Origin of the sequence: Halalkalibacter lacteus (assembly GCF_036663595.1) — a bacterium.
Lineage (GTDB): Bacteria > Bacillota > Bacilli > Bacillales > Bacillaceae_D > Halalkalibacter > Halalkalibacter lacteus.
Genome location: NZ_JAWRVL010000015.1, coordinates 72,541 through 95,636, shown reverse-complemented (window position 1 = coordinate 95,636; position 23,096 = coordinate 72,541). Strand labels below are relative to the sequence as shown.

At 38.1% G+C, this 23,096-nt stretch carries 23 protein-coding genes and 3 pseudogenes; 21 read left to right on the top strand and 5 right to left on the bottom strand.

Going from position 1 to position 23,096, the window contains the following annotated elements; translation table 11 throughout:
* Positions 1-623: 623 nt before the first annotated feature.
* The 4 genes from SAZ04_RS23465 (at position 624) to SAZ04_RS12640 (ending at position 3,013) form a co-directional block, all read left to right on the top strand.
* A complete protein-coding gene (locus SAZ04_RS23465) occupies positions 624-875 on the top strand; it encodes a pentapeptide repeat-containing protein (RefSeq protein ID WP_431309000.1) in 252 nt (83 codons plus the stop codon).
* A gap of 297 nt (positions 876-1,172) precedes the next feature.
* Positions 1,173-1,739, top strand: a complete 567-nt coding sequence (locus SAZ04_RS12650) for a DUF4256 domain-containing protein (protein WP_332695627.1) — start codon at positions 1,173-1,175, stop codon at positions 1,737-1,739.
* A gap of 697 nt (positions 1,740-2,436) precedes the next feature.
* Entirely contained in the window at positions 2,437-2,694 is a 258-nt protein-coding gene (locus tag SAZ04_RS12645) for a type II toxin-antitoxin system Phd/YefM family antitoxin (RefSeq protein ID WP_332695625.1), read from the top strand.
* Position 2,695: 1 nt separating this feature from the next.
* Complete coding sequence (locus tag SAZ04_RS12640; protein WP_332695623.1) at positions 2,696-3,013, top strand: type II toxin-antitoxin system RelE/ParE family toxin; 318 nt, start codon at positions 2,696-2,698, stop codon at positions 3,011-3,013.
* 301 nt (positions 3,014-3,314) lie between these two features.
* Here the strand turns inward: SAZ04_RS12640 and SAZ04_RS12635 are convergent, their stop codons facing one another.
* Positions 3,315-4,220 (bottom strand): DMT family transporter, encoded by a 906-nt coding sequence (locus tag SAZ04_RS12635; protein ID WP_332695621.1) that lies wholly within the window; start codon positions 4,218-4,220, stop codon positions 3,315-3,317.
* 151 nt (positions 4,221-4,371) lie between these two features.
* On the opposite strand from SAZ04_RS12635, the gene SAZ04_RS12630 reads away from it, so the two are divergent.
* From SAZ04_RS12630 to SAZ04_RS12555, 16 genes and pseudogenes are all read left to right on the top strand, one after another.
* The gene (locus SAZ04_RS12630; RefSeq protein ID WP_332695619.1) at positions 4,372-5,748 is read left to right on the top strand and encodes an aminotransferase-like domain-containing protein; all 1,377 of its coding nucleotides are present in this window, start codon (positions 4,372-4,374) and stop codon (positions 5,746-5,748) included.
* Between the two features lie 375 nt (positions 5,749-6,123).
* Positions 6,124-6,600: a cell wall hydrolase gene (locus SAZ04_RS12625; RefSeq protein ID WP_332695617.1), complete on the top strand. Its 477-nt coding sequence runs from the start codon at positions 6,124-6,126 to the stop codon at positions 6,598-6,600.
* 23 nt (positions 6,601-6,623) lie between these two features.
* Complete coding sequence (gene gerQ, locus SAZ04_RS12620; RefSeq protein ID WP_332695615.1) at positions 6,624-7,082, top strand: spore coat protein GerQ; 459 nt, start codon at positions 6,624-6,626, stop codon at positions 7,080-7,082.
* 376 nt (positions 7,083-7,458) lie between these two features.
* A pseudogene (locus SAZ04_RS12615) lies at positions 7,459-7,602 on the top strand (helix-turn-helix domain-containing protein); the annotation flags it as partial.
* Between the two features lie 164 nt (positions 7,603-7,766).
* Entirely contained in the window at positions 7,767-8,171 is a 405-nt protein-coding gene (locus tag SAZ04_RS12610; protein ID WP_332695613.1) for a VOC family protein, read from the top strand.
* A gap of 190 nt (positions 8,172-8,361) precedes the next feature.
* Positions 8,362-8,547 (top strand): annotated as a pseudogene (locus tag SAZ04_RS12605) (transposase zinc-binding domain-containing protein); the annotation flags it as partial.
* A 57-nt stretch (positions 8,548-8,604) separates the two neighbouring features.
* The gene (locus SAZ04_RS12600) at positions 8,605-9,591 is read left to right on the top strand and encodes an ATP-binding cassette domain-containing protein (protein WP_332695611.1); all 987 of its coding nucleotides are present in this window, start codon (positions 8,605-8,607) and stop codon (positions 9,589-9,591) included.
* 65 nt (positions 9,592-9,656) lie between these two features.
* The gene (locus SAZ04_RS12595) at positions 9,657-10,463 is read left to right on the top strand and encodes an ABC transporter permease (protein WP_332695657.1); all 807 of its coding nucleotides are present in this window, start codon (positions 9,657-9,659) and stop codon (positions 10,461-10,463) included.
* Positions 10,464-10,630: 167 nt separating this feature from the next.
* Positions 10,631-10,870, top strand: coding sequence for an AbrB/MazE/SpoVT family DNA-binding domain-containing protein (locus SAZ04_RS12590; protein WP_332695609.1), 240 nt, complete (start codon positions 10,631-10,633; stop codon positions 10,868-10,870).
* On the top strand, positions 10,870-11,211 hold the full coding sequence (locus SAZ04_RS12585) for a type II toxin-antitoxin system PemK/MazF family toxin (protein ID WP_332695607.1): 342 nt from the start codon (positions 10,870-10,872) through the stop codon (positions 11,209-11,211). The genes SAZ04_RS12590 and SAZ04_RS12585 overlap by 1 nt, the downstream gene beginning before the upstream one ends.
* Positions 11,212-11,248: 37 nt before the next feature.
* Positions 11,249-11,752, top strand: a pseudogene (locus SAZ04_RS12580) (IS200/IS605 family accessory protein TnpB-related protein); the annotation flags it as partial.
* 239 nt (positions 11,753-11,991) lie between these two features.
* Complete coding sequence (locus SAZ04_RS12575) at positions 11,992-12,258, top strand: type II toxin-antitoxin system Phd/YefM family antitoxin (RefSeq protein ID WP_332695605.1); 267 nt, start codon at positions 11,992-11,994, stop codon at positions 12,256-12,258.
* Positions 12,245-12,445 (top strand): type II toxin-antitoxin system RelE/ParE family toxin, encoded by a 201-nt coding sequence (locus tag SAZ04_RS12570; RefSeq protein WP_332695603.1) that lies wholly within the window; start codon positions 12,245-12,247, stop codon positions 12,443-12,445. Before SAZ04_RS12575 ends, SAZ04_RS12570 begins: the two co-directional genes overlap by 14 nt.
* A 1,296-nt stretch (positions 12,446-13,741) precedes the next feature.
* Positions 13,742-14,824 (top strand): acyltransferase family protein, encoded by a 1,083-nt coding sequence (locus SAZ04_RS12565; RefSeq protein ID WP_332695601.1) that lies wholly within the window; start codon positions 13,742-13,744, stop codon positions 14,822-14,824.
* Between the two features lie 549 nt (positions 14,825-15,373).
* On the top strand, positions 15,374-15,535 hold the full coding sequence (locus SAZ04_RS12560; RefSeq protein WP_332695599.1) for a YwzD family small protein: 162 nt from the start codon (positions 15,374-15,376) through the stop codon (positions 15,533-15,535).
* 24 nt (positions 15,536-15,559) lie between these two features.
* Positions 15,560-16,522 (top strand): polysaccharide deacetylase family protein, encoded by a 963-nt coding sequence (locus SAZ04_RS12555; protein WP_332695596.1) that lies wholly within the window; start codon positions 15,560-15,562, stop codon positions 16,520-16,522.
* Between the two features lie 155 nt (positions 16,523-16,677).
* Here the strand turns inward: SAZ04_RS12555 and SAZ04_RS12550 are convergent, their stop codons facing one another.
* The 3 genes from SAZ04_RS12550 to SAZ04_RS12540 form a co-directional block, all read right to left on the bottom strand.
* On the bottom strand, positions 16,678-17,622 hold the full coding sequence (locus SAZ04_RS12550) for an LCP family glycopolymer transferase (RefSeq protein WP_332695595.1): 945 nt from the start codon (positions 17,620-17,622) through the stop codon (positions 16,678-16,680).
* 8 nt (positions 17,623-17,630) lie between these two features.
* A complete protein-coding gene (locus SAZ04_RS12545; protein WP_332695593.1) occupies positions 17,631-19,010 on the bottom strand; it encodes a glycosyltransferase family 2 protein in 1,380 nt (459 codons plus the stop codon).
* 344 nt (positions 19,011-19,354) lie between these two features.
* On the bottom strand, positions 19,355-20,425 hold the full coding sequence (locus tag SAZ04_RS12540) for an SGNH/GDSL hydrolase family protein (protein ID WP_332695591.1): 1,071 nt from the start codon (positions 20,423-20,425) through the stop codon (positions 19,355-19,357).
* A 433-nt stretch (positions 20,426-20,858) separates the two neighbouring features.
* Here SAZ04_RS12540 and SAZ04_RS12535 point away from each other — a divergent pair, with 433 nt between their 5' ends.
* Positions 20,859-22,025, top strand: a complete 1,167-nt coding sequence (locus SAZ04_RS12535) for a nucleotide sugar dehydrogenase (protein ID WP_332695589.1) — start codon at positions 20,859-20,861, stop codon at positions 22,023-22,025.
* 232 nt (positions 22,026-22,257) lie between these two features.
* Here SAZ04_RS12535 and SAZ04_RS12530 read toward each other — a convergent pair whose 3' ends face one another.
* Positions 22,258-22,962 (bottom strand): GntR family transcriptional regulator, encoded by a 705-nt coding sequence (locus SAZ04_RS12530; RefSeq protein WP_332695587.1) that lies wholly within the window; start codon positions 22,960-22,962, stop codon positions 22,258-22,260.
* Between the last annotated feature and the right edge of the window lie 134 nt (positions 22,963-23,096).

Below are 23,096 nucleotides of genomic sequence, written 5' to 3'. Positions count from 1 at the left end.
GAGCAGCAACGTGCATCGTTTTTAATATGAAACCTCAAAAGAGTCCACCGTTAAGGAAACTTCTTATTAATTCACCTAGTTAAAGACAAGTCAATCTGCTTTTAACGTTTACAACATCCTAATAGTATGATCTGATCCCAATTCTAACATTTCCCATCTGATAGCAAACCTCAGAAACTGTAACAGATCTATCACCTTGAAAGCCCCCATGTAATCACTAATTAATCTTCAATCATCTTTTCCAATAGAACAAGCACTATTATGAACAATTTATAAGTCTGGAGGAAACCATATGTCCGAAAAAATAACAAGTATTGGATTAAAAGGGTTAGAAGGTTACCTGGTATAAAGCGGGTCCGCTTTACTAACTGTATACGTGGAACTTCTTCATTGCTCACAAATCTCCTTATAATAATAGTCTTTTATTCTATTGAATCATTTTTTAAAGTTACTATAAAAGGGAGGTTGTGAAATGTGAAAATAGACTCACCGAAAATACCTAATCATTTAACTGAAAAGAAGTTTAGTGAAATTTTTAATGAGGTAGATCCAGAATTAGAAATGTGCAAAATAAAAGATTGCACTTTTGACAATGAAACGTTGATAAGGTGCGCTTGTCAAAGGTGATCTTCAAAAATTGCGATTTTCACGATACGAAATTTGCCAATATCGATAGTATGGATGTTGTCTTTGAAAACTACGACTTTTCTAATGCAAATTTAAATCAGTCGTCTATCCATAGAACAGAATTCAAAAATTGCAAACTGGTAGGGATCGATTTAACAGAATCTCGTCTCGGCAATGTTTGGTTTCCTGTATCAACGTATCAAGCGATTCAATTCGCATCATTATTAGGACTTGTCATTGTTGATTGAGGATGTGACAGTAGGGGACAGGTTTGAGACGAAAAACAGGCACTGAATTCGTTTAAGGTGCATATGCAACATGTTTCAGAGGAAAAGGTAAATTAAGAATATCAGATAACGAAATCAAGAAATATATGAATAAAATGCGAATTCCAAGCAATAACGCATTGCAGAAATTGGATAAAGAAAATAGGAATGATGTAAACTTAGAAGGTTAGAAGGTGTGTCAACAATCACCAATGATCCAGCGTCTAGATTAAAAAAGGGACTAGGCTAGGAACCTGTCCCTTTGAGGGGGAAACTAATATGACAAAGAGCAATACGGAGTTGTCACTAGAAAAACGTGAAGAATTACTCAGAGCATTGAAAGCCCGTTTTGAGAAAAACATGAACCGACATAAAGGTCTTGAATGGGCTAAAGTCGAAGCGAAGCTGGAAGCTAATCCTGAAAAACTGTGGTCGCTTAATGAAATGGAAGTAACTCAAGGTGAACCGGATGTTGTTGGTCATGATAAAAAGACGGGCGAATACATTTTTTATGACTGTTCATCGGAAAGTCCTAAGGGTCGCAGAAGTGTTTGTTACGACCGTGAAGCGCTGGAGTCAAGGAAAAAGCATAAACCAGAAAATAACGCTATTGATATGGCTGCTGACATGGGCATTGAGCTTTTAACGGAAGAACAATACCGGGAGTTGCAGAAAGTTGGAAATTTCGATACGAAAACATCGAGCTGGGTGATAACACCTGCTAATATTAGAAAACTCGGCGGGGCCATCTTTTGTGATCGTCGCTACGACACTGTCTTTGTGTACCACAATGGAGCAGAATCCTACTATGCTGCCAGGGGGTTCCGTGGCTCGCTAAAGGTCTAAACAGGGGACAGGTTTGTCCCTCCTTAAACATAGACAAGCGAATATTTAGAAACTAATTGTTAAAAGGCAGGTATAGACGATATTCTATATTTGCCTTTTAATTTTTATGGTGACTATTCAACAAACGGATGCGAATGTTGAAAAAGGTAGTCGCTTTTCTTTTATAGAAATTCTCTCAAACTCATATGTTACCAAGTATATCAAATCAAGTAGCTGGTCATAATGTTGATACAAGCGACTTGGAGGGGAAAACAATGAGTGATGGGATGAAAACAATCGTAAGTGCGGCATTGTGTATCTGCTTTTTAATAGGAGTGCTAATATTTAATGTAGTTCAGTTTTGATCCGTTGCCCAACGGTAGGGTTCAGTTCCTTGTCCCAGAGATTGAATACCAGTGCGTTGCTATCCCTAAAATTAGACACGATAATTTCCGTTAACTCTGAAGAACTAGGACCAACAGGCTTTGGTTCTTTTTCTTTGCTTAACTTAGGGATTGAATCAGACTAGGTGGAACAGCTTCTGTGTCCCAAACGTATATAGAGTTGAAATGACTCATATTACAGGTTTAAAGAGAATGCAAGAAACACTGGGACGAGGAACCTGTCTCTCTGTTCCACGTCTTTTACTGGTAAAGGCTTTAATTGAATATGTATCGTTAAAATGATAAAATATAGATATATTATAGGAGGTGCTTTTATGCCATCAATTCGACCGAGCTCAGATCTAAGAAATAAATATAGTGAAATATCGGAATTTTGCCATAAATACAATGAACCAGTATATATAACGAAAAATGGTCAAGGGGACTTAGCTGTCATGAGTATTGAAACGTATGAAAAGCTTGTTGGTAAATTTGAGCTTTATAAATTGATCGATGAAGGTGTTCATGCTATGAAAGCGAATAAAGTCCGTCCTTTTAAAGAGGCATTATCTGATTTGCAAAAGGATTTATAAAATGAAGGCAATATATGACATTGTCATTACAAATCCTGCTGAGGAAGATTTGTTCGAAATTGGCAGGTATATTTCGAAGGAGTTGTTGGAACCTGATACGGCAAGAAGGCATATTTCTAGAATTGCAGATGCCATCAGCACATTAGAAAATAGGCCACTTAGAGCTACCTTGATAAATGATGCTCGTCTAGCTCAGGTGGGAATTAGATCCATAATAGTCGATCATTACTTTATATTTTATATTGTATCCGAAAAAATTAAAACGGTAACAATTATTAGGGTGCTCAACAGTAGGAGAGATTGGCAGAATTTATTGTAGGAAGTCGGATGAGGGCTACCATTCTGTTAAGAGTGGGAAGCAAGGGGACGGGTTCCCATGCTTCCTCTAAAAGAACAGTTGAGTTGCTACGTACAGTAGGAAGATAAATATGAAATGCTGTTAGTTCCTTACTCTTGCAACAACTACGTAAGGGAGGCAGTTGTCACTACTTATATTTCTATAGACCCCGTGCAATTTAGCTACGTGAGAACCGTCCCAGTGCTTCCCAGTAATTCGAGGATAAAAAGCGATTGCTGTTGTTCTGGCAATTGCAAAATAACACCTTCGAACCCACGATCAGCTACTTAGTCGTTCTCTGAGCGTGCTTTTTTTTGGATATGGGGGCATTTTTGCCAACGATTACAGAACAAACAACAATGACGGCAATGACAAGCGTAAAAAAGGTGATCGATTCATTAAGGAACACTGTTGCAAATAGGATCATTAAAAAAGGTTGTAAGTATTGAATCTGACTAATTCTGGCGATTCCGCCCAGAGCCATTCCACTATACCAAGCAACATAGGCGAGAAATTGACTAACAACTGAAAGATACATCAAACTGACCCAAGCATGTACGGGGGCATCGAGCATGTCGGTTGTAAGATGTAACCCAACGGGAACAATGAAAAACGGGGCGCCGATCACAATCGCCCAAGCAATGACTTGCCAGCTACCTAATTGTTTTGCTAGTTTTCCACCTTCTGCGTAGCTAAGTCCAAGGATTATCGCTGCTGCTAGTAAAGCCAAATCGGCCATTTGCAATTGACCGAATCCCAGATGAAGGGCATACACAATTACAGCCAAAGAGGCGATGATACTTGAAATCCAGAATTTGAGAGAGGGGACTTCACCGGCCCTAACTAGGGCGAATCCAGCTGTCGCTAATGGCAACAGAGCTAACTCCACCGCTCCGTGAGAAACAGGCAGCGATTCCATTGCCCAAGAAGTAAGAAGAGGAAAGCCTAAGACCGCACCGAGGGCAACGACAAGTAGACGTTTGAATTGGCTAGACGAAGGGAGTGTTTCTTTGCGAACAATCAATATAATCGCTACTAAAATAGCGGCAACAATCGTTCTTCCTAACCCAGCAATCGTCGTCCCAAAATACGTGACGGCAACGCTTGTAGCCGGGAGCGTTAAGCTAAAACAAATCACACCAACGAATCCGAACAGTAACCCCAATTTCTCTCTCGTTTCTCTTTGCATCGTATCCTACCCCTTTTTCTTCGAATGAGATCTGTACCATTTTCTTGAAAAACTGCTCTGCTATAATTACTATATTAATAGGTACACCTCATCAAAATAAATCATCATTTAACCAATCTGTACCTGTACAGATGAAAGGGAGGATCGTTGGATGAGCTCAAAATATGTTGAAATTATGGAAGAAATGAAGCGTCTGTTAGCAAGTGGAGCGCTTACGGCAGGCAGCAAACTTCCTTCTGTTCGTCAGTTAGCTGCGCAGTTTTCATGTAGCAAGAATACGGTCATTAAAGCATACGAACAATTAGAAAAAGAGCACTTCATTTATGCTGTCCCTAAAAGTGGTTACTTTGTTGTCAATGATTTTCAAAATACGCCGAATGAAAAGGACGTGATTGATTTCTTGTCGGCTGGTCCAGATAAAAAGGAGATGCCTTATGTTGATTTTCAACATTGTATGAATCAAGCCATTGACCAATATAAGGAGGAGCTTTTTACGTACTCTGATCAACAAGGGCTTTCCTCTTTACGGGCACAGGTAGCGAAATATTTGCAGAATCTACAAGTGTTCACTCAACCGGAAAAAATAGTCGTTGTTTCAGGCTCACAGCAAGCTCTTAATTTACTCGTTTCTATGCCGTTTCCAAATGGAAAAAGCAATATTCTCATTGAGCAGCCTACGTATTTTGGCATCATTGAGTCGATCCATTTACAACAAGCTACAGCATTTGGAATTGAGCTATCGATGGAAGGCATTGATCTTGATCGTCTGGAATACATTTTTCGAAACAATGATATTAAATTTTTCTATATGATCCCGAGATTTCACAACCCGCTTGGCCATAGTTACTCAAATAGCGAAAAGAAAAAAATTGTTGAGTTAGCTGAAACATATGATGTCTATATAGTTGAAGATGATTTTTTAGGGGACCTTGATCCAAATGCCAAGTCAGACCCTTTGTTTTCGTTTGATCCTTCGGGGCGAGTGATTTATTTGAAAAGCTTTTCGAAAATTTTCCTCCCAGGGTTACGGGTAGCGACCATTGTTTTGCCTACATTAATGGTTGATCCATTTTTACGATACAAATTTAGTGCAGATTTTACGAGCTCCGCCCTGTCGCAAGGGGCACTCGAAATCTATTTAAAAAGTGGTATGTTTCCTAGTCATCTCAAAAAAATAAAAGAAGTCTACCAAACCAAAATGAACATCCTCCAAGAAGCCTGTGACTTATTGCTGCCGACTCATACTCATTTTTCAAAACCGACATCTGGCTTCTATCTAACGATCCGATTGCCCGAGAATGTAACGGCAAAACAAGTCGTTCATAAGCTAAACGAGGAGCATATATTGGTGGATGACGCCTCACGGATGTTTTTGCCAGAATACAAAAAGGACAATCTCCTTCGATTAAGCATTTCGCAAGTAAACGAGAGTCAAATTAAACGAGGGATCGAGCGACTGGCTCACTGTATTGATTTTTTTAACAGGAGAAAAAATCATTTTCCTCCAAATTATAAGTTCATCGGATAATAGGGAGAGTGTCAGTAGAGGAGAACAGCAGGGGGAGGGGGGATTTGCAGAATCAATGAGTTGTTACTCAAAGAAACGCTCGGATTGATACGTCAGCGAATGGTACGAGCAATGTTAATCTCTTTGTAATTATCTTGAATACTTGGTAGATTCCCCACCCACAAAAAATAGAAGGAATACTAATCCACTATAAAATACTATAGTTACATTGATTAATAAGTATTCAAATAAATCATATTTGTGTAGTGAAAAACTAGGGAAAAGGACAAGACTCTTTTCGTTGAAAATGCAATTTCCAAGGTTTGGGCGGATAGGCAAGTTACCAAAACTCACTTCAGGCAATAAGTTACTTGTATAGGCGAAGGGGGTGAGAAAATGGGTAGGCGAATAAAACATACTTCACGTGACGTGGAGGAGTTAGCAAGGCTCATGCTGGCGGAGGCGGTCGGTGAGGGAGCCGAAGGGATGGACTTGGTAGGAACAGTTGTGGCCAATCGGGTCGAGGCAGACTGTGAACCGGACTTCAAAAATTTGCGCAATATCAGACATGCCATCTATCAAACCATACCGGGAACTGGAATTCCTCACTTCGAGCCTGTTTTAAATGGGGCATTGTATACACAGCGTCCCAACGAAGAAGACCTTCAAAGGGCTAGGAATTTGTTGCAAGGTCATAGGAACCCTCGAGCCAGAATGAATTTGTGGTTTTTTAATCCGAGTCCGGGGCAAACATACCGCGATCCATGTACCGCCACAATGCCAAGATCCCCTATGACGCAGTTCGAATTTGCGTACAAAAATCATTGCTTCTATGTCGCTGTACCGGGCTACTGCCCAGAGTTTTATAGATAAATTAAAAAGGAGTTGATCTTCTCATGACTAGTGGAAACTCTAGTTATTATCCAATGAATGGTGGTTTTTATCCAGCTCCCATGATGCAGAACGGTGCCGCACAACAACCAAACGGCTTTCCGGCGGGTATGCCTTCTGGACCCGCGTATTCTGTGCCAGTGGTCCCGATGGGGACTGGGCAGCAGCTACCGACAGGCGTGGTGGAAGAATCGTTTATCGAAAATATCCTGCGCTTTAATAAAGGCAAGGTTGGTACATTCTACTTTACTTACCAAGGTAACAACGAGTGGAATTCAATGGTTTACCACGGGCGCGTTGAAACGGCTGGCCGTGACCATATCATCATCAGCGACCCGTCCAGCGGTAAACGCTACCTGCTGCTGATGGCAAATCTCGACTGGGTAGAATTTGATGAACAAATTAACTATCCTCACACGGAAATTAATCCGGCTGTCCAGGCGTCCATGGAAACATCGGAGTGATGTTGTAGAACGCTAAAAACCCGCTAACTTCCAAAAATGAGCGGGTTTTTAGTTCTGACCATATATAGAATGCAAATTCGGCAATTAATTGAAACGAACGTTTTCTCCTTTCAGGTTGCAAAAGGGAATGACTTGGTGGTGAGTTAAAGATTGCTAGATAAGGCTATGTTGTTACAAGCTTATTGTCGATTTTTTAATAACTCCAGTATAGAAAAACTAACAATATATCTATAGTAAATGTGGATAAACGTCTAGTTATACAGCTACTTTTCCACACAACCTAAGTTATTCACAGGGTTTAGTTTTATCATTAACGACAGAAGACTCCCTCTTCAATCGCGAGAAGGGCTTTAGCCCAGCGATAAGGGGGAGATGAATGTCGGTTGGCGATAGACAAAACGAACCTCACTGTGATATGATGAGAACATACGTTCCTGTGAAGTGGGGTGAAATCATGCTAGTGAAGAAGGCTTTTAAGTTCCGTATCTTCCCGAATGAAAAACAAATTGAGCTGATAAATAAAACGATTGGGTGTTCCAGATTTGTGTTCAACTTCTTCCTTGGTAAGCAGAAAGAAAAAGATGCCTATTGGTACATCGTCGAAGAGATGAAGCAGAATGGTCAACTGCCTTTAAACAAATGGAAAGGCGAGTTTTTCAATAAGTACGACTCGGTAAAGGCGGTTTGCCAGTTGAAAGAAAATTATCCTTTTCTAAAAGAAGTGGACAGCATTTCCCTTCAAAAGTTGAAGGCGTTCAAACTTTCGGAGAAATGCCTGAAAATCCAGAATTCCGTATTCCTGTTGATGCAAAAGACCGTGTTTTACACGCACATTTAAAAGTCGGTAATACTGATCTTATGATTTCTGATACATTCCCAGGTCAACCATACCAAATTGGATCACAAGTGACCGTAGCCATCATGATAAATAATGTAGAAAAATCAAAAGAAGTATTCGAAAAATTACAAGAAGGTGGTCAAGTAGTAATGCCACTTCAAGAAACTTTCTGGAGCCCATCATATGGACAAGTAACAGACAAATTCGGCGTAGCCTGGCAAATTTCAACACAAGTTGCTAATAATAGTTGATTTTCTTTTTAAAAAGCACCATATTACTCAAAGTAAAGTGGTGCTTTTTTGTATGTGGTAAATTAATAACTTGATCATCATTCTTCTTCAACAAACGGGCGATTTTCTGGATTAAGGAAATTATAAAAATTATCGAAATGGGGATAAGTGTTCAGTATAATGATTGTATAAATATTGGGGATGTACGATCATGAAGGGTAACAAAAGCGGTATCATTAAACAAATTTATAAAGACCACTTCAATAGGTATTGGAAAATGTATTCAGACTCCTATCCAGAGGCTTACCTAGAAGATATGAAAGAAACGGTACAAAAAGCAATTCGATGTAGTACAACTGATCTAGGTTATGCTCGATATGAATGTTTAGGTTGTGATTGAACAGAAAAACAACCAAGATTAAAAAGGAATGGAATTTAAGAAGGAGTGAAAAGCTTGAACAAAACATTTAACAAGTCACAAGAATTAGCAATTGAAGTAAAGAATCTTGTCAAAGAATTTGGTGAAAATCGTGCCGTAGATGGTGTAAACTTAACGATACCTAAAGGGACTGTATATGGTTTCTTAGGGCCGAACGGTGCTGGTAAAACAACTACAGTCAGAATGCTTGCTACATTACTTCCACCAGATGGCGGCAGTGCAAGTATACTTGGTTATGATCTTGTAAAAGAAGCAGATGAAATTCGCAGTCGGGTAAGCTTGACGGGACAATATGCTTCAGTAGATGAGGTTTTAACTGGGTTAGAAAACCTCATCTTAATTGGTCGGCTCTTAGGTTTTTCAAGAAGGCAAGCGAAGGAGAGAGCGATGGAATTGTTGAATGCCTTCGGGTTGGAGGAGGCTGCAAATCGCCAAGTGAAGAAATATTCTGGTGGTATGCGGCGCAGATTAGATATCGCGGCAAGTATTGTCGTTACACCGGAATTGTTATTCCTTGATGAGCCAACGACAGGGCTGGATCCACGCAGCCGAAATCAAGTGTGGGATATCGTTCGAGCATTAGTTAACTCAGGAACTACTGTATTATTGACTACACAATATTTAGAAGAAGCAGATCAACTTGCTGACAGGATTGGTGTCATTGATCAAGGTAAAATTATTGCGGAAGGAACGAGTGGGGAGCTTAAATCATCTGTCGGTTCAAGTACGCTTCATGTTCGTTTACTAGACCCAAAAGAAAGACAAAAGGCAGAAACAATACTTGCTCAAAAGCTAAATGTGCCTATTCTTTTTGCCTCCGATCCGACTGCACTTTCAGCACAAGTTTCGGACACGGAGCAGGCAACAGACGCATTAGGAGAATTGATTCGTTCTAATATTACGCTTACTGATTTTTCACTTGGTCAACCTAGCCTTGATGAAGTATTTCTTACATTGACAGGACGACCTCCTTTAGAAGAAGAAGCTGATAAGGGCAAATAAAACGGTAAAAAGGTAAAGGAGGCAGTACAGTGAAAACATCCAATAAAACGACAGTAGACCAATCGATGACGGATAAAATCCAAAAAGTATTATCAGTACGTACACGTCCGCAAAGACCTAATGGTGTAAGCTCTTCTATGACAATAGGCTGGCGTGCTCTTCTTAAAATAAAATACGTCCCTGAACAGCTTTTAGATGTTACCGCATTTCCAATCATGTTCCTGTTAATGTTCACCTACTTATTCGGCGGTGCTATAGTTGGCTCAACAAGTGAATATTTGCAGTTTCTCCTTCCGGGTATTCTAGTAATGACCGTTGTACAGATTACGATGTACACGGGGGTGGAATTAAACAATGATATTTCAAAAGGGATTTTCGATCGTTTCCGTTCCTTGCCTATTTGGCGTCCTTCTATTTTAGTCGGGATGCTTCTTGTGGATTCTGTTCGCTATACGTTAGCATCTGCGGTTATGATTTCCCTCGGTCTTATCATGGGCTTTCGGCCAGAAGGAGGATCACTTGGTATAGTTGCTACAGTGGCGCTTCTCATCTTATTTTCATTTAGCTTGTCTTGGATTTGGACGACACTCGGGTTAATTTTACGATCAGAGAAATCCCTCATGGGTGTAAGTATGTTAGTCATGTTCCCATTAACTTTCATCAGCAACGTTTTTGTCGATCCAAGGACACTACCTTCCTGGTTACAGGCTTTCGTTGATGTAAACCCAATCTCACTGCTTGTAACAGCATCACGAGGTTTGATGCACGGTACGGCCACATTTGAACAAATTGGATGGGTAATTATAGCATCCGTAATCATTATGGCGATATTTGCACCTATTACTATGTATTTATATAAAAATAAAGAATAAAGTGTTTGAGTAATTGGTGAATATGACTGGGGAAGAACCGTCTCACCGCTTCCTACACCATTTCATAATGAAGCATATATTACTTCCACAACGGATATACTTTTGTATATACGTTAAAAGGGAGAAGTGATAAAATGAAGAAAAGGAAGAAACAGGAGGTTTTGAAGATGAAAACAACCGTTCAAGCATGGGGAAATTCTAGCGGTGTTCGAATTCCAGCCGCCTTCAAAAAAGTCCTTGCTATAGAAAATGGAGTAGAAGTAGAAATGCGTATTGAGAACAATGCATTAATCATTGAAAAAACAAAATCAAAAGAATGGACACTTGAAGAACTAATGGATCAATACGATGCTTCTACCGAGCATAAAGAAGTCGACTTTGGCATTGAAGGCGAGGAACTCATTTAATGGCTTTTAAACGTGGCGATATTATTCTGTTAGATTTTGATCCTGCAAGTGGCTATGAGCAAAAAGGCTACAGACCCGCACTAGTTATCTCGCCGGAGATTTTTAATCAAAAAACTCCATTTACAATTGTATGTCCGATTACGTCAAAGAAAAAAGGGAATATCTTTGAGGTATCATTACCAGAAAGTGATGATGAACATAAAGTTCAAGGCGTTGTCCTCGTTCACCATGTAAAAAGTCTAGACCTTAAGTCAAGAAAAAGGAATGTACGTGTGGTAGATGAAGCTCCAAATGAAGTAGTACAGGAAGTATTAAATAAATTAAAACCTTTGGTAACGTGAGGAAGCACGGGGACAGTTCCCACGCTTCCCTACCTAAGGTCCTTTCACATCCAAACGTTTAGAGAACATCAATCAAAAACGATTTAGGCAAATCAAAGATTTGTTTCACAAAGCAAGCTACCAAATTGAGAAAATTGCTTTAGAGGAAGATGTTGATACCATTATCATTGGACAAAACAAAGATTGCAAACAAAACTCGAACATGGGTAAAAAGAATAACCAATCTTTCACGACCATTCCTCATAGTCTTTTGATTCAAATGATTACGTACAAGGTTGAACGTCATGGAATCAAAGTCGAAGTGACCGAAGAATCATACACTTCAAAAGCAAGCTTTCTTGATAATGATGATATCCCCGGTGAAGATGATTCAAAAAAATCATTTTCAGGTAAGCGTATTAAGCGTGTATTCGAACACTTCTTCAACCAACATTATTCGTACTAAAATAAAAGTAATCCCGAAGGCAGAACTCAACGGGGTAGCGGGGTTGGGTGTTTTTAGCACACCAATGTGTCAACTCCACTGATGGTTAATCGTCGTTTGAAGTCGATACCTCAGAAACCCCCACTTCAAATTTCTCTGAAATTAAGTGGCGGGAGTATTCATTTACAATGCTAATTACTCTAGGGGTAGCTACTTCCAATCTCTTTTCTTCCTTTCGCTTCTCTGTGGATTTAGGAACGTAGCTGAAAATTGGAATATGGATGAGTAACTTGATTGGTAGATAGTCATAATAATGTTATAATTAAGGCATAATAATGACACGAGGAGATGTGATTATGCCTGAAATTCGTCCAATAAAGGATTTAAGAAATACAACCGAAATCTCTGAATTGTGCCACCAAATCAAGGAACCACTTTTTATCACGAAGAACGGTTATGGGGATTTAGTTGTAATGAGTATCGAAACTTATGAAAGGTCTCTAGGAAAGTTGGAGTTATACCAAAAGTTAGCTGAAGCAGAGGCACAAATTAAAAACGGGGAAGAACTTTTAGATGGGGATGAAGTCTTTAAAGACCTAAAGAAAAAGCATGGAAGAAAATAAATACAAAATTAAAGTTACACGAAAAGCATATGAAGATCTAGATGAGATATATGGTTATATTGCTAATGAGCTTTACAATGAAGATGCAGCAGATAACCTTTTAGAAAAAATTGAAACAAACATTATGAGGTTAAAGGATTTCCCATTTTCCTGTAGTTTTGTAAGAGATGAAATATTAAAAAATTAAAGGTTATCGTAAGCTTATCATTGATAATTACATTGTTTTTCATCTAGTCAGTGAAGCTGAAAAAGAAGTTGTTGTCATGCGTGTGCTTTACAGCAAACAAAAGTACCAAGACCTTATTTAGTACAGCATCCCCTAGGTTCCGGGTGTCTGACCCCCGGCGCGTTAGGTAAATTAATCAAATTATTATTTTTTTGTAAATAACAAGAACAAGAAGCCCAACTATAATAAAGAATGGCTCCATTATACCTAAAAACGATAGAAAATCTTGAAATAACATGTTCAAAGAATTATAGTCGAATATTTGCAATCAAAAATAATATAATTAGTCCGTCCTAATATCAATTTCCTCATTTTTAACTCCGGGAAGCGTGGGGACGGTTCTAACAGGGGACAATCGGGAGTTTTGCGCGAAAGAAGGCACAACTAGCGGATTTTTATCTGCTCGTTGTGCCTTTATCTATCTATATATTTATACTTACACGCAAAATTTTTGATTGCCCCAGAAGAATGAAGTCGCGATCTCCAGTATAGCTTCAAATTATTATTAAACTGACACGAAATGTCCACATTCAGAAGAAGAGATTTCGCTACTTGTATCGAATAATGGAATTTCAATCTTTTTCCTTCCATAGGTGTATTTATTGCCAATTTTATAACAACATTATACTCTATGTTTCTTTAAATAGCATTGGGGTTTTGACCTTTTGCCATCGCAGAGCGATTTCGTTCTTCTGTTAGAACCGTCCCACCGCTTCCCCTTGCAAAATACAATTCGCATTTGCAATTAAACTCATACCTAATTTCCATCTCCATCAAAACTTTAAAACCTCTGCTAAGGTCCTTCATTATTTCATTTCGAAAAATCCAGTCAACTATCTTTTATCCAAAGCGCATGCAAATTTAACCTTGAGGTGAATCAAATATGCCTAAAAAATCAAGGACAAAAAACAGAAGTGGGATTTACCACATTATGCTAAGAGGAATCAATAAACAATTAATCTTTGAGAAGATGAAGATAGGAGGAGATTGATTGAAACGCTAAACGGTACAAAGGCAAATGCGGCTACCAACTGAAAAACGGTATAACTATTTAACTTAATTTAAAATTAACGAAAACTCTCCAACAATAGTGGGTCTGACCCTTTTCAATTATATAAAATACTAAAAGATTGTTTAAACAGCTTGTTCTGAAGTGAGTAAATAGGTACTATGATTCAAATTGCAGCTAAATTGATTAATCAGGGAGAGTTTGGACCAATCTTTTCATAAATGGTTAAATGAGAGGGGGAGGTCTAATTGGGAGAGAAATCAATCATAAAGGAAGCGTATTGGCTTAGATCAATCTCTTGCTTAGCAGTTGTTTTGACACATGCTGTTAACACGACATTAGCCAATTATGATCATTCGATTTCTCAGTTTGATGAACATGTCTTGATTTTTATAAGGTTTATGGCGTTTTTTGGAACACCGGCTTTTGTCTTTCTTTCTGAAATGCTGCTTGCTCATGCCTATCCAAATGGAGTTCCTGAAGACTTTTTTCGGAAACGTGTGAAATATTTATTAGTACCATTTGCTTTTATGGGCGTGGTATTTGCAGCGATTGAAAGTAAGTCTCAATCCGAATTTCTTCAGCAAGTTGTCTTAAATGTTTTTTTAGGAGGGTACACTGGCTACTTTATCTTAATTATCTTTCAATTCTACTTATTACACGTACTCTTTCATAAATACTTAAGACAGTGGTCTCCTGCTAGAGTATTAAGCATAGCTTTTATCATAAATGCCAGCTATCTAATCTTCTTTAACTTTACAGAACCAGTTCAAACATCTGTGGGAGAGTATGTTTGGCAAAGAGGGTATTGGCTTTTCTGTGTTGGTTGGCTTTTTTACTTTGTTTTAGGCTATTATTGTGGGAAAAATTATGAGGCTTTTAAGAGAAAGCTTCAAGAGCATAAAATGGTGTTAACGATATCTCCCGTACTAGCACTCTTTTTGATTGTTTTCTTAGTGAGAAGCGACATATTACCAGAGGTTTCATCGAAAAGAGTAGACTATATTTTTTATACGGTGAGTGTTATTTTGTTGATCATTACCTGGACTTCAAAACTAAAGAGGATACCAGAGATGATCCTTCTAATAAGTAAATATTCTTTTACGATTTACTTAATTCATAAAGTATTTCTTTATTATTTACCAACCATTGCTTATCTTAGTCCACTAGGCTATTTTTTATTTGCTGCTGTTTTTTGTACGTTTGGATCAATGGTAGTATCAAAAATGTTTACCTATGTTCCATATAGTAAGTATTTGATAGGAAATCCCCTAACGATCCCAAAAGAAAAGCGGCAGAAGTCGGTGCCTGTCACAAACCGGAATGTTTAGGTGCCAGATTTTTTGGGGACAGGTTCCTTGTTCCTCTACAGCTGGTGTTGTTTTTGCGAATTTGGCTGGGGGGATGAAGTTCGATAGAGCGTCAAATAATTCTCTTCTATAGTAGTAGAGGGTTATTTGACGCTTTTCGTCGTTCATTAGTAGAATGCCGTATTGTGCTATTTAAATAGAGGTCTTTGAAATAGCAGCCTGTATGGATCGAGCGGCTTTTTTTGTGCTTTTTGGTTCCGAGCTTCTTTAAACAAGCATAAAAATATCGAGAGTCTATTCTCCTAATATTCTTGACTAGGCGATGAAGAAAATTGTGAAAAAGTCGTAGAATATGGGGAAATAAATAGTATTTACTAATTACAAGAAAAGGCATAGGCTTGCACACCTTGAGTATAGTAGGATGTGAGATAAAGGAAGAGTTTTGGATTGCGTGCCTGGCTATACTCAATATTCATTATGTCTTGGTAAGGTAATAAGCAATCCTGCATGTAAAAAAGATAGATGGTGTTTGAAAGTGAAAATTTTTTACAAGTATGGAGGAGAGAAGAAATGAGCAGGAAAAAAGAAGTTGAAACCTTAACACAGAAACGTCTAATGAAAATATTAGAGGAAGCGTATAAAAAAGGTTCAAACTCTGCTACTATTACTTCAAAACAATTAGTAGAGGAAATGTCAGCTGTCTTAAAGCCATATGTTAAATCCGAACAGTAAAATAGAAAAGGATAAGGTGAAATCATGTTTAAAATCGTTACCGCTTTCTTTGCAATTATCTTAGTTTGTCTGCCTTTGTTTAATAAATCCGCCATGGCTGAGACGTACAAGGTTCAAGAGCGGGGTACCCTTTTGAAAATTGCTGACAAGTATAGAACATCAGTAGATACAATTGTTAACTTGAACAAATTGCTATCCACTCAACTTAAGCCAGGTCAATATTTAGAAACTCCTAAAACGTACAAAGTTAGTGAAGGGGAAACACTTTATAAAATTTCTAAGGAAATCAGAGTCACTCTACTTGAGTTATTAGAAGCAAACCCAACTATTAACAATCCTGATTGGATTTATCCTGGACAAATAATCAATGTTCCAATAAAAAATGAAATGATTTATATGGGGGATTCCAGTAAGAAACGAATCGCGCTTACGTTTGACGACGGTCCAGAAGATACCTATACGCCGCAAATTTTAGAAATTTTAAGGGAAAAAGGTGTAAAGGCTACCTTTTTTGTCGTAGGAGAGAGAGTCAAAGAGTATCCAGAACGACTAAAACAAATGTACAGAGAAGGACATGCTATCGGTAACCATACATGGGATCACCCGCATTTACCTGAGCTCACGGACGAACAAATGAACGAAAGCATTCAGTCCACTACCGCAGAAATTGAGAAAATTATAGGGTTCAAACCAGATTTATTCCGACCGCCATATGGAGAAATTGAAGATCGGCAGGCAGAACTGCTTACTAAACAAGGCTATCGTTCCATCATGTGGACGGCCGATACAAAGGACTGGAGCGGAGTGTCTGCAGAAGAAATTGTCTCAAGAGTGAAGCAAGACGCTAGCCCTGGGGCTATCGTTCTTCAACATAACTACCATGTTGAGGGAAAATTTGAAACGGTTAAGGCATTGCCTGAAATCATTGACGAATTACGCGCACAAGGCTATGAGTTTGTTACAGTTCCAACACTGTTAGGTAAGTAGAAACAAAAGATAAAATGAAAAAACAAATCCCACTTTCTCATGTGTGCAATGAGAAAGTGGGATTTTTAAGAGAGTAAAAGACGACTATGTTAGGGTATCGAACTCCTAACATAGTCGTCTATATCAATCGCTTTAACCTTTTAATCAAACGGAACTTAATTCTCAGTGCTCTGATTATTTATCTCCAAATGCTCCTTCAACACTTCGGAAAGTTCCTGAACTTTCTCTTCATCTGGTAAATAATAATACACTTCGTCCATCTCTCTGTCTTCACCTGCGATTTGGTGTTCTTCTATCTGATTCAGGGCATCTCTGTAATTGGATTGAATAGACCAGATATCGCCCAGGCTGAAATTCGTTCGAATATTGTCTTCTACTACACTCAATATTTCTTCAATTCTCGTAACGGAGGAGAAGCTCGCACCTTTATCGATCAATATTTGAAGAACTTCCCGCTGCCGTTCTTGACGGCCGAAGTCTCCGCGCGGGTCTTGTGCACGCATACGCGCATAGCTCAAAGCATCTTCCCCATTCAATTGAAGCTTTCCTTCCTCAAAGTGGGTACCTCTATATTTGAAATCGAAATCATTCTCTACTTCGATACCTCCTAGTGCATCGACCATGTCTTCGAAACCTTCCATATTCACCCGTACAAAGTAATCAATCGGGATATCGAGGAAATTTTCGACGGTGCGTATCGTCATTTCCGTTCCACCGAATGCATACGAATGGTTAATTTTATCCTTGTCACCTAATCCTACAATTTCGGTGTATGTATCACGGGGTATACTCACCATTTGGGTGGACTTCGTACTAGGGTTTACCGTTACAACAACGAGTGCATCGGAACGCTGGTAAGGGTCACCTTCATCTTCATCAGGTTCATCAATCCCAAATAATAACATAGAAAATGGATCCCCTTCATCAAAGTTAATCGATGCGAGGCGCTTTTCCGAATCCTTCCGGTCGATATTTTCCTGGATATTTGTAAATGTTGACGTGACCAGATTCCACCCGTAGCTTCCTGCAACTACAATCATCACACTAATCATGGTAACCGTGACGAGCAGTATTTTCTTCCATTTTATTTTATTTATCATAATCTCACCTAAACTTTTCGTTTATACGCCGGAACCTGAGAAACTGGATCCATCTCATATTTTCTACCGGTCCGGGATACTTTCTTCCAATCTTTGTTAAAGAAATAAGCGATACTGCCGTACATGACAAAATACATCGTTACAAAGCGGTGAATAAACACATCATAAATGACTGTTAGGAATAGACGAAACCAGTCGCCTTTTTCAAACGTAAATCCGTGACGCTTCACCTGTCGGAGTGCCAATAAATTATAAATAAAATTAAATAAGAAAATATAGGATAAATAAACAATAATAAATCCGATATATGCAAAGTGCACGTTCAAGAAAGCATTAGTAATAAAAAATCCTACTGTAAAATATGCAGCCAGAATCCCAACAAATAAAGATTCAACAATATAGAAAAACGAAACAGCTTTTGTTACGACTGTTTTTATCAGGAAGTAGCGGAAATGGACGAGGCAATCCATATAGGACTTTTGCCAACGAATCCGCTGCTTGAATAAATCTCTCCACGTTTCAGGTAACTCAGTATAACTGATTGCTTCCGTAATCAGCAGGACTTTTTTATTCTTTTGTTTGGCTATATACCGGTGGATCTTTAGCGTGATATCAATGTCTTCCCCGACAGATGATCGGTAGCCACCGACATCAATCAGAGCTTTTTTTGTAAAAATACCAAATGCACCGGATATGATAGCTAGTGCTTGAAAACGTGCAAGTGATAATTTCGTTACATAAAATGCCTTCAGAAATTCAAGCATTTGTACACGAATGAGCATGTTTGTCCCGGCCAATGACAACTTTTTCAACGGATTGGCTGTCTTTGTCTGCAATACATGAATCATCCCGCCCGCAGCTACAACATCCGGATCAGCAAATTTTTCATTCACAACCGTTAAAGACGGAGCTGTCAATATCGTATCAGCATCCAATGTCACGACCAATTCTTTCGACGCATGTTCTATCCCTGCATTTAAAGCATCCGCTTTTCCGCCATTCACTTTATTGACGACATAAATATTCGGATAAAGATCGGATTGATAAACCCTCACGACTTCCATGTGCAACAATTTACCAAGGGGAGCTTTCCAGCATTGCTTCAAATTTAAATGATGGTGTAAGAGCGAAAAAGTCTCATCCGTTGAGCCATCATTGATATAGATAACTTCAAAATTTGCATAAGCCAAGGACCTCATACTATGAACCGATGTTTCGATAATTCCGGCTTCATTATAACAAGGAACTAAAATGCTGATTCCCTTTTCTGACTCCGGGTTTCGTTTGACAAGCTCATCCTCTTCACGAAACCAGGGCAAGCAATGAAATAAATGTAGCAGAGGGAAAAATAGACATAAACAGAAAAAGGCTAATAAAAATAGTTCCATCTTATAAGACTCCTCTCTTAAAAGCTCTTTGTAACATGATTCATCAAAAATCGACCATTTACAAGGGGCTTTTAAAGAAACGATGCCGACGACCCAGAAAATTCAATGAAATTAATTCACAATTTTTCATAAAGTAATCCATACTTCCTAAGATGAACCTAGGAAGTATGGTGCCTATCCTTTAGTGCGGTGGTGTGTTAAAAAATGAAAGATTGATAGGGTTCATTTAATGAAAGGGTTATCATTTTCATGCGGGATTCTGGTTCCTGACCCCTGGCACGGTAGTGTGTTAAATTGAGGAGAAAAAGTAGGAGACAGTGGTAATTATCTCCTACAAGAAAAGACTAATTTTCATCTGAAGTAATGATACCGGAAATTCTGACAATGTTACCAATTGATGTTCTTCTATTTTCTTCAGTAGGTATGATAGTAACTGTGTGGTCCCCATACTCTAATTGATCATCAACTAAGAAGTACCTTTCTACATTTTTAGCAGAATAAGCATCAATGGTCTTTCTTTTTTCACCATCTATATATACGTCAAACTTCCCGCCATCTCTATTATTAATTACTGCCACTCCAACTAAATTACCCTTAAACTCATATTCTAGTGAAGCATTTTTAGAATTACTAACTAAATAAGTTTCCTTATCTAGAAAACCATTAATATATTGCGGATGTTTGTTTAGTTTTGTTTCAGAATAGATCACTTCTTTTCCTGAAGGTAACTGATATATTTCCATCTCTTCATACCTTTTCTTTAATGAATCGAATATTAAATTGGCATAAATTTCATAACCTTTGTCGTTTGGATGAACACCATCATCAGCTAATGGAGTTCCACTTTGTTCTACCTCTTGAACTGGAGGATACGTATCAATATGTAATAGTCCATAATCTGCTGAGATATTTGCAATTGCATTTCGAATCGTTTCGTTTTCTACGTGGCTTTCGGTGATCGTTACAACGTCTGCAGTTGGGAACTTGACGATAACATTATTAACTAATTTTTCATATGTATTACTAAATTGATCAGATTCAATTAGTTTCTGGTCATTCTGTCCGTATACCAAAAATACCAAATCATAGTTGTCTTCTGTTTCAAATTTATTTAACTCTAGTAAACCATCAAAAGAGTCGGATCCCCCTTTTGTCAAAAGATCAATAGTTGGTCTCACGTTAAATTCATTTTCAAATGAATTAGAAATTAACTCAGTCCAACTGTTTTCTAGATTGCTAACTCCTGTACTGTGTCCTATACTATCTCCAATAACAAGAAAACGGACATCTTGTCCATTTTCCAAACGGTTAAACAGACCTGACACTTCATCACCTTCCTTGCTATTTGTAAGCATTAATAGACCAATAACTGATATTAATAAGAGACTTATTAATATCACCCATCCCTTCTTCATAAAAAACACCTCTCATAATGTTATTTTTTTCTTGAGTAAATTTCATCATTTGAATCTTTAGTCTCGCAAGGTTTTCAAGACAAAAAAGAGTCCTTCCCAAAAGTAGAATTCATTCATTGCCACACAACCCGAAAGATAGGTAGAATTTGTCGATAACGAATGTTAATTGTATTACATAAAACTTTGTTAGTAAAAGAAAACCTTTTTATTGAATAGGTAGCGTATCTTAATTCCTGTCTCCTGACACAGTAGTGTGTTAAAGTGAATTTAGGTGAAAAGAGTGACTGTCTTCCACAAATACGGTGGGGAGACTGGTATCTTTTTCGTGCTTAAGCATGGACTGGCGAAATTCCAATGGATCAAAGTGCTTCTATTTGTGTTATAAGGAATAGGTAGGATCTATAATTTAAATTAATTAAGGATGTGTTGACAAATGAAAATAGCAGTAGCCGGAACAGGTTATGTAGGATTATCAAATGCGGTGCTATTATCTCAACATTTTGAAGTCGTTGCAATCGATATCATTCAAGAAAAAGTAGACATGATCAATAGAAAAGAATCTCCAATTGTCGATAAAGAAATTGAAGAGTTTTTAACGACAAAAGAATTGCATCTTGTTGCGACAACGGATACATACCAAGCATACGAAGGTGCAGAGTTTGTAATTATCGCAACCCCAACGGACTATGATCCAGAGAAAAACTATTTCAACACGAAATCAGTTGAGAGTGTGATCGAAACCGTTTTAGAAATTAACCCAGCTGCCTTAATGGTGATCAAATCAACGGTTCCAGTTGGATTTACAAAAGAAATAAGAGAAAAATACGAGACAGAGAATATTATCTTTTCTCCAGAGTTCCTACGTGAAGGAAAAGCATTACATGATAACTTGTACCCATCTAGAATTATTGTCGGAGAACGATCAGAACGTGCGGAAAAGTTCGCTTCTTTATTAATGAAGGGAGCCATAAAAAAAGATGTTCCTGTTCTGTTTACGGATTCTACAGAAGCAGAAGCAGTTAAACTGTTCTCCAATACGTACTTAGCCCTTCGAGTAGCTTACTTCAATGAGCTTGATACGTATGCAGAAGAAAAAGGCTTAAATACAAAGCAAATTATTGAAGGGGTTGGTCTAGATCCGAGAATAGGGGACCACTACAACAATCCATCCTTTGGCTTTGGTGGATATTGCCTGCCAAAAGATACAAAACAGTTACGAGCAAACTATGAAGATGTTCCGAATAACATCATCGGAGCAATTGTAGATGCCAATACAACGAGAAAAGACCACATAGCAGCAAAAATAATCGAAAAGAACCCGAAAGTCGTTGGGATCTACAGGCTTACAATGAAAACCAACTCAGATAACTTCAGAGCCTCAGCGATCCAAGGCATTATGAAACGAATCAAGTCGAAAGGAATTGAAGTCGTCGTATATGAGCCAGTACTTGAGGAAGATACGTTTTATAATTCTAGAGTTGTTAGAGAGTTAGAAGAGTTTAAACGAATGTCTGATGTGATTGTGTCTAATCGATTAGATGCGGATTTGGCTGATGTCGAAGAGAAGGTTTATACGAGGGATTTGTATAATAGGGATTAGGTTTGGTTGCAATGAGCTTACTAATATCGTCTGTATAGAAGTAAGCTACATAATTTTTCAACTAATTCCCCTTTAGGTGATGCGACCAGACACTGGCAGCCAAGCTTTTATTTTATAGAGCGTGTTCAAGAAGCTGGCAATGGCTTCTTGAACACGGCCTTAAGGGCATGTAGTGGCTTTGCTCATTGCTTCGAGGTTGTTCAAAAAGCGAAAACACCCCTTGAACAACCTCTTAATAACTATTCGCTTGGATGAAGAACTGTGATTGTTGATAGTTATAAGTAACCTTTGAAAAGTCAAATGGCTGGCCATTGGTTAGATGAAAGATACTTTCAACGCAAAGTTTCGGTAATCCGGGTTCTAATTGTAAATACTTCGCTTCTTCCGCGTTTAGCTGATCGACCTGAAGATACATATCCGAAAAACCGACCTTTAATCCAAGTCCTTCCCTAATGTAATGAAATATTGATTCAGAGACAATTTCGTTATTTAAATAAGTAATGATCGATTTATTATAAAAAGATTCTTCTAAACATAGTGTTTGCCCATTAATGTTTCGGATTCTTTTTACATAATAAACATCGTCACTTTGTTCAATATTTAAATTGACAGCCGCTTCCTCTGTCGGTTTTCTTACTTCTAATTCAATAACTTCTGACGTTACGTTAAAGTCGTCAAGGTCTTTTTTAAACCCTTGATTAGATAGCAGACTGATATATCCTTTTCTCCTATGCCTTCTAACAAAAATTCCGCTGCCTCTGACTTGAAAGACGACTCCTTTTCTCTCTAACAGATCTAAAGATTTCGTGATCGTACTCTTACTCACTTCAAATTGAGCCATGAATGTCTCCAATACTGGCAGCTTATCTCCTTGTTGAAGCTCATTTTCTTCAATATACTTCTCAATTTCGATTGCGATTTGCTGGTACTTTAACATAGACATTCCTCTTTATTTTATTTATCCACTACATTATCAGCATTATAACATAAACTTAACCAAGGAACATCTAATCTAATTATAAACAAATAAAATTGTTATTAAGGTATTGATAAATTATACCGGTACAATTA

What these genes read in the sequence shown, in the direction of transcription:
- SAZ04_RS12575 (WP_332695605.1), top strand. Translation starts at nt 11,992, where the DNA reads ATGCCTGAAATTCGTCCAATAAAGGATTTAAGAAATACAACCGAAATC.
- SAZ04_RS12630 (WP_332695619.1), top strand. Translation starts at nt 4,372, where the DNA reads ATGAGCTCAAAATATGTTGAAATTATGGAAGAAATGAAGCGTCTGTTA.
- SAZ04_RS12640 (WP_332695623.1), top strand. Translation starts at nt 2,696, where the DNA reads ATGAAGGCAATATATGACATTGTCATTACAAATCCTGCTGAGGAAGAT.
- SAZ04_RS12545 (WP_332695593.1), bottom strand. Translation starts at nt 19,010, where the DNA reads ATGGAACTATTTTTATTAGCCTTTTTCTGTTTATGTCTATTTTTCCCT.
- SAZ04_RS12645 (WP_332695625.1), top strand. Translation starts at nt 2,437, where the DNA reads ATGCCATCAATTCGACCGAGCTCAGATCTAAGAAATAAATATAGTGAA.
- SAZ04_RS12650 (WP_332695627.1), top strand. Translation starts at nt 1,173, where the DNA reads ATGACAAAGAGCAATACGGAGTTGTCACTAGAAAAACGTGAAGAATTA.
- SAZ04_RS12535 (WP_332695589.1), top strand. Translation starts at nt 20,859, where the DNA reads ATGAAAATAGCAGTAGCCGGAACAGGTTATGTAGGATTATCAAATGCG.
- SAZ04_RS12530 (WP_332695587.1), bottom strand. Translation starts at nt 22,962, where the DNA reads ATGTTAAAGTACCAGCAAATCGCAATCGAAATTGAGAAGTATATTGAA.
- SAZ04_RS12555 (WP_332695596.1), top strand. Translation starts at nt 15,560, where the DNA reads ATGTTTAAAATCGTTACCGCTTTCTTTGCAATTATCTTAGTTTGTCTG.
- SAZ04_RS12550 (WP_332695595.1), bottom strand. Translation starts at nt 17,622, where the DNA reads ATGATAAATAAAATAAAATGGAAGAAAATACTGCTCGTCACGGTTACC.
- SAZ04_RS12625 (WP_332695617.1), top strand. Translation starts at nt 6,124, where the DNA reads ATGGGTAGGCGAATAAAACATACTTCACGTGACGTGGAGGAGTTAGCA.
- gerQ (WP_332695615.1), top strand. Translation starts at nt 6,624, where the DNA reads ATGACTAGTGGAAACTCTAGTTATTATCCAATGAATGGTGGTTTTTAT.
- SAZ04_RS12635 (WP_332695621.1), bottom strand. Translation starts at nt 4,220, where the DNA reads ATGCAAAGAGAAACGAGAGAGAAATTGGGGTTACTGTTCGGATTCGTT.
- SAZ04_RS12595 (WP_332695657.1), top strand. Translation starts at nt 9,657, where the DNA reads ATGACGGATAAAATCCAAAAAGTATTATCAGTACGTACACGTCCGCAA.
- SAZ04_RS12590 (WP_332695609.1), top strand. Translation starts at nt 10,631, where the DNA reads ATGAAAACAACCGTTCAAGCATGGGGAAATTCTAGCGGTGTTCGAATT.
- SAZ04_RS12540 (WP_332695591.1), bottom strand. Translation starts at nt 20,425, where the DNA reads ATGAAGAAGGGATGGGTGATATTAATAAGTCTCTTATTAATATCAGTT.
- SAZ04_RS12585 (WP_332695607.1), top strand. Translation starts at nt 10,870, where the DNA reads ATGGCTTTTAAACGTGGCGATATTATTCTGTTAGATTTTGATCCTGCA.
- SAZ04_RS12560 (WP_332695599.1), top strand. Translation starts at nt 15,374, where the DNA reads ATGAGCAGGAAAAAAGAAGTTGAAACCTTAACACAGAAACGTCTAATG.
- SAZ04_RS12570 (WP_332695603.1), top strand. Translation starts at nt 12,245, where the DNA reads ATGGAAGAAAATAAATACAAAATTAAAGTTACACGAAAAGCATATGAA.